9 protein-coding genes are annotated in these 11270 nt (G+C 43.3%); 2 read left to right on the top strand and 7 right to left on the bottom strand.

Translation table 11 applies throughout. From position 1 onward, the window contains the following. Positions 1–94: 94 nt before the first annotated feature. The 4 genes from ABYU67_RS06175 to ABYU67_RS06190 all read right to left on the bottom strand — a co-directional run bounded on the left by ABYU67_RS06175 (position 95) and on the right by ABYU67_RS06190 (position 5937). Positions 95–1111 (bottom strand): ABC transporter permease, encoded by a 1017-nt coding sequence (locus tag ABYU67_RS06175; protein ID WP_011513106.1) that lies wholly within the window; start codon positions 1109–1111, stop codon positions 95–97. Positions 1112–1322: 211 nt separating this feature from the next. After that, the gene (locus ABYU67_RS06180) at positions 1323–2966 is read right to left on the bottom strand and encodes an ABC transporter substrate-binding protein (RefSeq protein ID WP_372844130.1); all 1644 of its coding nucleotides are present in this window, start codon (positions 2964–2966) and stop codon (positions 1323–1325) included. Between the two features lie 473 nt (positions 2967–3439). Then, a complete protein-coding gene (locus ABYU67_RS06185; RefSeq protein WP_372844131.1) occupies positions 3440–4729 on the bottom strand; it encodes a phosphoribosyltransferase domain-containing protein in 1290 nt (429 codons plus the stop codon). A 44-nt stretch (positions 4730–4773) separates the two neighbouring features. Next, positions 4774–5937, bottom strand: coding sequence for an ATP-grasp domain-containing protein (locus tag ABYU67_RS06190; protein ID WP_372844132.1), 1164 nt, complete (start codon positions 5935–5937; stop codon positions 4774–4776). Positions 5938–6407: 470 nt separating this feature from the next. Between ABYU67_RS06190 and ABYU67_RS06195 the strand changes: the two genes are divergently transcribed. After that, the gene (locus ABYU67_RS06195) at positions 6408–7661 is read left to right on the top strand and encodes a TerD family protein (protein WP_372844133.1); all 1254 of its coding nucleotides are present in this window, start codon (positions 6408–6410) and stop codon (positions 7659–7661) included. 107 nt (positions 7662–7768) lie between these two features. Here ABYU67_RS06195 and ABYU67_RS06200 read toward each other — a convergent pair whose 3' ends face one another. The 3 genes from ABYU67_RS06200 to ABYU67_RS06210 all read right to left on the bottom strand — a co-directional run bounded on the left by ABYU67_RS06200 (position 7769) and on the right by ABYU67_RS06210 (position 10023). After that, on the bottom strand, positions 7769–8377 hold the full coding sequence (locus tag ABYU67_RS06200) for a TerD family protein (RefSeq protein WP_372844134.1): 609 nt from the start codon (positions 8375–8377) through the stop codon (positions 7769–7771). Positions 8378–8428: 51 nt separating this feature from the next. Continuing rightward, positions 8429–9181 (bottom strand): TIGR00266 family protein, encoded by a 753-nt coding sequence (locus ABYU67_RS06205; RefSeq protein WP_372844135.1) that lies wholly within the window; start codon positions 9179–9181, stop codon positions 8429–8431. A 266-nt stretch (positions 9182–9447) separates the two neighbouring features. Further along, positions 9448–10023 (bottom strand): TerD family protein, encoded by a 576-nt coding sequence (locus ABYU67_RS06210; protein ID WP_372844136.1) that lies wholly within the window; start codon positions 10021–10023, stop codon positions 9448–9450. 311 nt (positions 10024–10334) lie between these two features. Between ABYU67_RS06210 and ABYU67_RS06215 the strand changes: the two genes are divergently transcribed. Continuing rightward, a complete protein-coding gene (locus ABYU67_RS06215; protein ID WP_372844137.1) occupies positions 10335–10994 on the top strand; it encodes a 7-cyano-7-deazaguanine/7-aminomethyl-7-deazaguanine transporter in 660 nt (219 codons plus the stop codon). Positions 10995–11270: the final 276 nt, after the last annotated feature.

Consider the following 11270-nt stretch of genomic DNA (forward strand, 5'->3'; position numbering starts at 1 on the left):
TCTTTATGAGCACTATGGGTAATGATTAAAAACTATAAATAGCAATTGTCGATACAATAATAATGCATCAAATGGGCTTCACCCAAACAATAGGCTATGAGGAATGGCGAATTCTAGGATTAATAAATCCATATAAAATATCGATCATTAAGCTCACCAAAATCAGTGCGGTGGCGACCAATAAAATACCGTTTTGTACAATCGGGTAATCACGGGTAAAGAAGCCATCTAATAACCAGTTGCCGACGCCCGGCCAACTAAAGATAGTTTCAGTGATAATGGCACCAGCTAGTAACGTTGCCATCTGCAATCCCACCACAGTAACCACGGTAATGAGCGCATTACGCATCACGTGAATTAAAATCACACGTTTTGGTGACAGACCTTTGGCTCTTGCCGTACGTACATAATCTTCATCTAACACTTCAAGCATCGCTGAGCGTGTCATACGGGCAATCATCGCTAGCGGGATGGTAGATAGGGCAACCGAAGGCAGGATGAAATGTTTGACAACGTTCCAAAAGGCGCCGGGCTCACCAGAGCTTAAAGAACCCAGTAGCCAAGAACCATATAAAGGTTTGACGTCTAGGAACTGGGCGACAGAGATAACGCCAGAGACTGGTAGTAGACCTAAATAGTGGGCGAAGATGCCCGTTAGGATAGGACCAAGTAAGTAGATCGGCATAGAGTAGCCGGCAAGTGCGCCAGACATTAGGGTATAGTCCAGCCAAGTACCACGGCGTAAGGCAGCCAGAATACCCAGACTAATACCAACGATACTCGCTATCGTAATCGCACAAAGTGCCAGCTCTAACGTCGGTACAAAATGCGCAAAGAAGTCCTGCAATATCGGCGTGCGGGTGCGAAAGGATTCACCAAAGTTACCTTGCAGTATCCCAGTGAGATAATCCCAATATTGTACGGGTAAGGGTTTGTCCAAACCAAGGCGGGCTAAAGCCTGCGCATGTAGTTCAGGATCGACCATGCGCTCTCCCATCATAATCTCAACTGCATCGCCAGGTACGAGGCGAATAAGGATAAAAGTCGATAAGGTCAGGCCGATATAGACAGGTACTAAAATTAAAATCCGGCGTAGAATATAAAGTAACATAGCTCGGCTCGTTTTTATAAAAGTGGCTTTACTCGCTATAGCGCAGGCTTAGACAAAGACGGCTGGAACAGAATCTCTGAACCAGCCGCAAACATATATTAAGCAATGACTATAGAGTAAAAGGCGTCACTAAAGTTTGTTAGGTACTGGTATTGAATCTGATATCAGCACCTAAGACAGCACTGATATCAGCTAAGGCTATTTCATACCTTTATTCAATATCAACGCCATCAAAGCGAATGGAGCCGAGTGGGCTAATTTTGTAGTCTTTTACGTTAGGGGTGGTTAATACCGTCACGACTGAGTTGGCAACTGTGGTCCAAGGCAATTGGTCTTTAAAGATAACCTGTGCTTGTTTATAATTGGCAATACGCTCATCTTGATTGGTAATAGCACGCGCATCGGTCACAAGCTTATCAAAGTCTTTATTACACCAGCGCGAGTAGTTGTTACCACCAACCGCATCACAAGATAATAAAACCCCCAACCAGTTATCAGGATCGCCATTATCGCCGGTCCAGCCTGCTAGGATTGCTTCAGGCTCGCCTTTACCGGCACGCTTGAGATACTCGCCCCACTCGTAAGTTACGAGCTTGGCTTTAACGCCAACTTTCGCCCAATCTGACTGAATCATCTCTGCCATAAGCTTGGCATTCGGGTTGTAGGGGCGTTGAACCGGCATGTACCATAAGTCGATTTCTAAATCTTTCGCACCCGCTTCAGCCAGTAGGGCTTTGGCTTTTTCGACATCGTAAGGCGCGTCTTTGATGTCTTTATTATAGCCCCACTGCGTTGGTGGCATTGGGTTAGTCGCTTTGATACCAGAGCCTTGATAGACTGCATTGATGATGGCGTCTTTATTGATTGCCATATCAAGCGCACGGCGCACATTGACGTCTTTTAGATCTGGTTTTTCAGTGTTATAGCCTAAATAACCGACGTTGAAGCCTGCATCATCCAGCACATTTGCTTTGCCAGATTTTTTGGCAGAATCCACTTCAGATGGGTTGGCATAAGCTGAGACATTACATTCGCCAGCTTGCACTTTTTGGGCACGAACCGCTGAGTCTTTGGTGATAACAAAGACAAGATTGTCGATATGAATATCGTCTTTGTTCCAGTAGTCAGGGTTTTTGGCATAACGAATCTGCGCATCTTTTTGATACGAGGTAAAGACAAATGGTCCCGTACCGACGGGTTTGGTATTTAGATCAGCGGCTTTGCCAGCGTCTTGTAACTGTTTGGCGTACTCTGCAGAATGCACATAGGCAAACGGCATCGCTAGGTTTTGTAGGAAGGGGGCGTTGGTCTCAGCAAGGGTGATTTTAACCGTATGGTCATCAACTTTTTCTACTTTATTGATAATCTCTGGTAAGCCCATACCGACTGAATACGGGAATTCAGCTGGATAATCTTTATTAAACGCAAAGCCTGTATCGATAAGGCGCTCGATGGTAAAGATAACATCATCAGCATTAAAGTCACGCGTTGGGGTAAAGTAATCGGTCTTACCGAATTTGACACCTTTACGTAGATTGAGGGTATAAGTCTTGCCGTCTTCGCTGACCTCCCAGCTTTCTGCTAAACCTGGCTCAATCTCGGTTTCACCGCGTTTGAACTGTACGATACCGTTAAAGATCGGATAAGCACTGGCATCAAAGTCAGTACCTGCGGTATATTGCGCCGGGTCAAATCCAGCTGGGCTACCTTCTGAGCAGTAAATTAAGGTCTTAGCGGCTTTGGCATCGCTGCCAGCATCTGCCGTTTTGTCGGCGGTTTTATTGTCGCCGCTACAAGCGCTGACGCCGAGCGTTAAGGCTGCCAATAAGGTGAGCTTGAAAAATGGAACTTGCATTATGATTACATCCTGTATAAACCGTCAGATAATTATCGATTCATAGCACGACAACGACGGCATATGCCATTGATATCGAACTCTGATCGATAGACCTTTAATTCCTTTTAAAGTATTTATCACTGCAATGATTCAGGTCTTGACAAATTATTAGAATTTGAGCGGCCTTAAAAAAGGTTTGTCTCAATGGTTTAAGCTTCTAATAACTGATATATTGACGTTGAATAAGCAAATGAATAGACCGAATATATAGGTAAATAGGAGGTTGCGCAAGGTATCTGTCGCCTAAATATGAATTTTTTTATGCTATAGATATCTTTTTTATTATGAGTCCTAGGACTAGCTTCCCTAAAACGCATACACATAAAAGTAAACTTTGTTTTATGATAAATAATGAATATTATAACGATGCTTGTATTACGGCTATGACCATCCATTATCAGTAGCTCGTAATACTTATGTCAAATGTGCGCCTATTGAGGACTCACCACCAACACATTATCCAAACCTTTCCACATCTCATCGACGCTGTCAGCTGATGTCTCAACACAGAGCACAATCAAATCCCACTCATTTGGCGCAACGTTATAAGCAAAATTGGTCATACCAAGCCCATAATTATCATTAAAGCTCAACATCGTATGAATACCCCCACCAAGCGCAATCGGTGAACGCGTCAAGGCGCTAAACTTGACCGTAGACGCTATTTTAGAATGCTGCGTCTGTCTCTCAAGCCATTCTGCCAGCAAAAACGGCAGCCAGACAAATTCATTACTGCCCAGTACCAATATTTTTTGTGGTAACTGATTTTTATCAAACTGTGTTTGCCCAGCCAAACTTGCATATGCAGTTTGAAAACTTGTGAGATAGTGATCGAAGCCATCTGTGCTATCTAGCGTCGGGAAACGTCCCCAATTGCCCGTATGGCTTAATGCTTGATTACCAGCCTCCGTCGTATCGACCGATGGCATAATAATAGGCTCAGGATTGGGCGCATCTGTCCATGTCCAAGCACCAGAGAGCAAATGATGACGATAAAAGTAAATATTTGGCAGACGGGTGGCAATCGTATCATCGGCGTTAGTATCCGCTGGATTGTGATTTAGGGACCAATCAACCAAGGTGGTAAGATGTACTTGCTCTAGTTGGTCAAGTCCTGCTTGACGTAATGCAGTGACGACATTGACACACGTATTGCCTGTCGACGCTTCATCATCGACCATAATCAGCGTCTTACTAGCAAGTAGCTGCGCTTGGGTCACGGTATCGGCACTTTGATAAATCAGGTGCTGATTGGCATGACTGTGGTCTTCGCTAAAAGTGGTTAGTAAGGTATGGGCATTACCCTTATTATCATCACCCTTAGCATCATCATGCTGGGCATGACGGGTAGAATTTAATAATAGTGCCTGTGGATAGCGCGGTTGCAGTGCTTGGTGTACACCCGCAGATAAGCCAACTGCTGTCTCTGCCATACCGATGACCAAAATTGGCTTAGGCAGATTGTCAGGTACAAGGTCCGCCAAATCCGTAAAGGCATCCCGCATGGTGCTTGGCGCTACTGGAATATGCCGACCCAACACTTTTGAGACAAACAAAAACGCCCGTTTTGGATTGATACGCTGAGCAAAGTCAAGCAAGTCATCTAGCTGATAATGGCGACGATTAAGATCGTTGCTATCATTGGCAGCATTAATTTGATAGGTCAGATCAAGCGTACCGCGCGGTAAGGTGATGGTGGTATTGTATTGCTGGTTTGGCATTCATATTCCTTCAGTCTTTCAATTTTTTATATCGTTAGTTTGATTTACTCAGCGGTATCTTCTTCAATTTTTACACCCACCATAATAGAGCGTACTTGGCAGAGGGTTATTTGTTGTGAGATATCAGCCAATACAGGTTTAGCAGTTAAACCGAGCCAATAAGCAAAGCCAACTTGAGTCAAATCTACGCCGCTATGGGTGGTGTAATCAATACCGCCAGAAGGACGACTATTAATTTCAAGCACCCGGTGCTGACCGTCATCATCGGCTTTGGTTTGTACGCTCACGATACCATCGCAGCCAAAGGCTTTTATTAAGGGAATGACGACATCCATGACCGCTTGCTCATAGCCGATATGCTGGATTTTGCCAGTTTTATAGCGGGTGATGGCAGCCAATACTTCGCCATATTCACAAACGACATCGATAGAGTATTCTTGCCCTGATAAATAAGGCATCAATAGCATAGGAATCGGGCGTTCATGCACCATGAGACTGTTGGCATAGGCATTGATAAATTGCGTGGTATTGATTTTTTTCTCTTCAGTAAAATACAGATGCTCAAAACTGTCGTATTGCTCAGCCTCTTCTTTATCTGTCTCCTGAACTTTGCCTAAGCGCCAAAACCCTTGAGCAAAAATACCTGTGACGGGCTTGACACATAATGGCTGATGACCGTGTGCAGCCAGTAACGCTTCAAGTTCAGCCACATTGTCAAAACGCCACGCATCAGCAACAGGAATATCATGTTCATGACACTGCTGCATAAAGGCAAATTTGTCATCTATCGCCTCTAATGCTGCTACGCTGGTCGCACCTGTTAATAGACGAATACCTGCTGCCGCAAATTTCTCGCGATGCGCTTCATAATCGATACCGTTGCGCCCAGTCAATAACACCTTAACTTTGTTATCTTTTGCGTGCTCTAAGACAAACTCCCAGCGCGGTAACAATGGTTCAACGGGACTGAGCAGTACTTGCTCATCGCTATCTGTCGCACTCGCAGAGGGTTCACGGTATACGATGTCGGCAAATTCAAAAATCTCAGGTCGATTATGGCGGTGTGAAGCAATAATGCGAAAAGGCTCATCAGATTGAGCTTTTAATGCTTGCAAGCTAGCAAGCATATCGCGCTGGCTTGATTGACCTTCAGCCAACCAAGCAGCGCTTAACTTTGTATGATGACGATCATTAACAGGGTTATCCATAATTCTCTTTGCGCTCTCTTAAATAATAGGGTGGTGGATCACTTGATATTGTCATCATAAAGTGATTGGCAATGTAATGCAGTCGATTTCAAATAAAACAGATACGTCATATGACAACGCGCAACAGGGATAAGTTTTTCTGGCGTACTGTGCCTACGCCGACAGAGGCTGCATAACATTTATCCTAGTCCCGTTGATCGTTTTTATACTGAAATCACTATACATGATCAAATAATTTCAGTCATGGCGTTTATATATAACGGGTTCTATTATATACAAATGCTAGATGGTATAGAGATTTGCAATAAAATAGCTTCAAAGATTTTTACTTTTTTAGGATGTTGTTTGACGTTTTATACGCTGCTGGTTCTGATTAAGGTTCTAATGCCAACTATGCTACTATATGGCAAGCGTCAATCTAACAAATACAGCGACACAGTAAATACAATCAATCATTTCAAGGATAAAAAATGAGCCAACCTCAAGCCCTGATTGCTGGTGCTAATGCGCCACTACCAACTGACCATATTAGCATTCGTATTTTAAGCCAAAATGCCATCGACTGTGCAGCTTATCGTTTGACCAGCGACGGTAAAGTGCGCGGCGATGGCGATATGATATTTTATGGGCAGACGCGTAGCGATGATGGCAGCGTAAGCTTTCGCGGTCATGACAGTGATGGATTTTTTGATATCAATTTGCTAGCGCAGCCAGCCAGTATCGAGAAGATAGCCCTCGCATTCTCTAGCGCCCAGACGCTTGCGCAAGTCGGCGATGTAGATATTCAGGTATTACAAGGTAGCCAAGTGTTGATGACTTGCCAACTAAGTGCTGCTGGACGTAACGAAAAAGCCATTATCCTAGCGGAATGTTATCGCCGGCAGGGCAGCTGGAAGTTTCGCTTTATTGCCCAAGGTTTTGAAGGTGGCTTAAAACCGTTGTCTGAGCATTTCGGTGTGGAGATTGCCGATGAAGCGCCAGCTCAAAGCCCTATACAAAATCAGTCTCAACCAATCAATACGCAAAAAGCGGGCAGTGCGCCTCAAACATCTACGCCGCCGCCCATTCCTACAGCTGCTCAAAATCCGTCAATTAACCTAAGTAAAATCACTTTAACCAAAAACCAATCCAGCATCAATCTTAGAAAACGTGATGATTTTGGTAAAATCTCTGTCAATTTAGACTGGAACCAACGACCAGATGTCAGTAAGCAAGCACCTAAAAAAGGGCTGCTTGGCGATTTGTTCAAACAGCATAAAGCCAGTGGGATTGATCTTGATGTTGGGGCGATGATTCATCTAAAAAATGGTGAAAAGACCCTTATCCAAGCATTAGGAGGTCGCTTTGGTAACCTACAGTCAGCGCCTTATGTATTGTTACGTGCCGATGATAGGACAGGGCAGGTCAGCGGCGGTGAATGGCTCGATATTAATGGGCAACAATGGTCGCAGATAGAAGAAGTATTTATCTTTGCTTTCATCTACGAAGGTGCGCCAAATTGGGCGCAAACCGATGGGGTGGTCACTATCCATGTGCCAGACCAGCCACCGATTGAAACGCGTTTGACAGAAGGGGCGGGAAACTTACCGATGTGTGCGATTGCGCGTCTGGTCAATCAGCAAGGCAGTATCAATGTTGAGCGGATTAATGAGTACTTTAAAGGCCATCAAGAGATGGACAAAGCCTTTAATTGGGGATTTAGCTGGAAACGTGGTAGTAAGTAAGCGCTTTAATAGTATTGTTTAATAAAAAAATCAGCCCGTCTATTTATAATAGACGGGCTGATTGCGTATGGATGACTAAGGGTCTTTATGCAGACTGCTTAAATTGTTTACGCGTGCGGTGTGATAGCAGGCATCAAATCATGAAAGGTACGACCAGAAGCGGTTTCACCAATGGCGTGCATTTTCCACTCATTATTATGGCGATAGACTTTTGCCATAATCATCGCGGTATGAGTACCTTGCGACGACAAATTATAGCGCGCGACTTCAGTGTTATTATTGGCATTAACGATACGGCAAAAAGCGTTTTCTACTGTCTCAAACGTTTGGCCCGTAAAGCTATTAACGGTAAATACTAACGATACCACATTGGCGGGAACCTTTGATAAATCAACATTGATGACTTCATCATCACCATCGCCGTCACCAGTACGGTTGTCACCTGTATGCACAACACTGCCATCCTTTGATTTTAGTTGACTGAACCAAATGGCATCAACTGGCTGTTTGTTGCTATCAAACATAATGCATGAGGCATCTAAATCGATAGAATCGCCGCCGCTACCGCCGCCAAATAACTTACCTAAAAAACCGCCTTTCTTCTCTTGTTGTCCTTGGAAGACGTCCCAACCTAGACCCAGTTTTACTTGGGTAAGCTCGCCGCCAGCTTCTTTGCTTAGGGAGATTTTTTGACCCTTTTGTAAACTAACTGCCATGTGATTATCCTTATAATATTTATGTGAAATAATAGTGACGTAAAAAGCCTGCTATAAAATATTGCCAAGTAAGCCATTATTGCCGCCGCGACCACCTGAGCTGGTGCCGAGGATGCTTTGTAGCCAGCCTTGATAGCTATCACGGTTGCGCGAGCAAATAATAACTTTGCCTGAGCCTGAGAAGTTCAGTACCATGCCCTCACCGCTGGTGACTGAATTGATGATATTACTCATGATGCCTTTTTTCTTGCTGGTCGATACCGACAGCTTATAATCAAGTGTTGAATCCCAGCAAACCACATGACCATTATCGATGATGACGTCTTTATCTGGTGTCACATCAATCTCAAACAGTGAACCAAAACCTGATACCACCACCTGACCTTGACCTTGGGTCTGCATGACCATAAAGCCGCCGGTATCACCAAATACCGCGCCGCCGAGGTTACGCTGGATATTGGCTCTGATATCGACACCTGTCTGGGCAGCAACGAACGCGCCATCGCTCAAGGTATATTGATGTTTACCACAGTCAATAATTTGCATATCGCCATCAAGCGTTGGGGCTAGCAAACAATCACCTTCACCATGTACCGCCTCAATCTGTTGCTGAAATAAGGACTCATCATTAGCAAAACGGCGCATCAATGACTGCATCAGACCGCCTTGCAATTTACCTTTTAGCTCAAGGTTTGATTCCATCATCACCATGGCATTGGCTTCGCAATAGATTGAGTCGCCTTTTTTAAGATTACAATGTAAAAAAGGTTCAATAGTACCGATTAAGCTAAATGTTGCAGCCATAGGTCAAAAGTCCTTGTTCTAATATTTTTATGAGTCGCTTTGTAGAGGGTATAGCAAATAATTCTATGAATATCGCCTAGACATTAAATGAGTTACTTAAATTCATAGCCGTTTAAATTTATAGGCGTATAAATGTAAAGCTACTTAAATTTAAAGCCATCAAATGTCTTAAACAACACACTTGATGGCTTATAAATATCATCAGTAGCTCGTTAAATAGCTACTTACGATAGTTGGCTTACTATACGTTTAAGTCAATGAGACTATTAAACGTTAACGCCATAAGAGGCTGCTAATGGTCCAAGACCACCGCTGAAACCTTGACCAACCGCGCGGAATTTCCAGTCACCGCTATGACGATATAACTCACCAAAGATCATCGCCGTTTCAGTACTGCCATCTTCTGATAGGTCGTAACGCGCGATTTCAGAATCGCCGTTATCATTTACCACACGGATATACGCATCACCCACTTGACCGAAGTTTTGGTTACGAGCTTGACCTTCATAAATGATGGCACAGATAGCAACTTTGCTGACGTCAGCTGGTATACTAGCTAGGTTGATTTTGATTTTTTCATCATCGCCGTCGCCTTCACCAGTGCGGTTATCACCAGTATGCTCAACCGCGCCATTGTCTGACTTTAGGTTATTAAAGAAAATAAAGTCCTGATCGTTACGCACTTTACCTGCTTCATTGACCAAAAAGCCAATCGCATCTAAGTCAAACTCTTGACCGTCAGTGGCGCGTGGATCCCAGCCTAGACCGACAGTAATATTGGTTAAGCCTGGCGCTTCTTTTGATAAGTTTACGTTGCCGCCTTTTGTTAAGCTAATAGCCATATAAATATCCTTTGGATTAATAATTAAGTGGATTGATAAGAAAATAAACTCAAATAGTGCAGTGGTAATATATAGACGTTATGAGAAAAAAATATCTGTACGCCATGTCCTGCATATCATTACGTTTTACTATACTAAGCGTTTGCTTACTAAGCAAGGCGTATTTTGTGTGACTATATGACATTTGTATTTCTATTTATAAAAAAAGGCTTTTATGGCTATATGAGCCACATTTTGGCTATTTTTGTTATTATCATTTATAATAGCGCGCTCAGGTTCCCTCTACCCTGATGTAAAAAAAGGACTCTTCTATGAGCAGTAGTACCCTGTCAACCACCCCGATTCAATCTATTCGCTACAGCCGTGCTCTATTTTGGCTGGTCAGTCTGCATATCTTTATTATTGCGATCAGTAATTACTTGGTGCAAATACCTGTCGGCCTGTTTGGTTTTATCACCACATGGGGCGCCGTTACCTTTCCTTTTATCTTTTTAATTACAGATTTGACCGTACGTATATTCGGTCAAAGTCTTGCTAGACGCATTATATTCTTTGCTATGCTACCGGCGCTGGTGATTTCTTATTATTTCTCGGTGGTGTTTTCAAATGGTCAGTTTGTTGGTCATGAGCACCTGCTTGATTTTAATCTGTTCGTCTTTCGCATTGTCATTGCAAGCTTTAGTGCTTATGTCGTAGGCCAGCTGTTAGATATTCAAGTGTTTAATAGATTGCGCCAGCTTAAAACTTGGTGGATTGCGCCCTTGGTATCGACGTTTATTGGTAATCTTGTCGATAGCTTTTGCTTTTTTGCCATTGCTTTTTATAAAAGCCCAGACCCGTTTATGGCAGCGAACTGGGTTGAGATCGGCGCAATGGATTATCTGTTTAAGATAGTGATGGGCGTGCTGATATTTTTACCTTTATATGGTGTGATATTGGCAAGGTTGCAAAAGATGCTAGCAGGGAAGTAACAATAAGAAGGCAACCATAAGAAAGCAGTAAGATAGGTTGAGCACTCTGATAACGGTATAGATTAATAGGGCGCTCAACATATAAAAAGAGTATCATTAAACTCGAGTCTTTATTTAAGTATGGAAAAACAGATAAAAAAACAGGCCATACCAACTGCGTGATATAACCTGTTATTAATAAACTTTAAAGCAAAATAGGTTTACTTCAAGCGATCTACACCCTAAGTCATCGACTTTGCCTGTTGCTTACGATACTTAAGTGACGCCAGTAACGCC

Source organism: Psychrobacter sp. (genome assembly GCF_041554015.1).
GTDB lineage: Bacteria > Pseudomonadota > Gammaproteobacteria > Pseudomonadales > Moraxellaceae > Psychrobacter.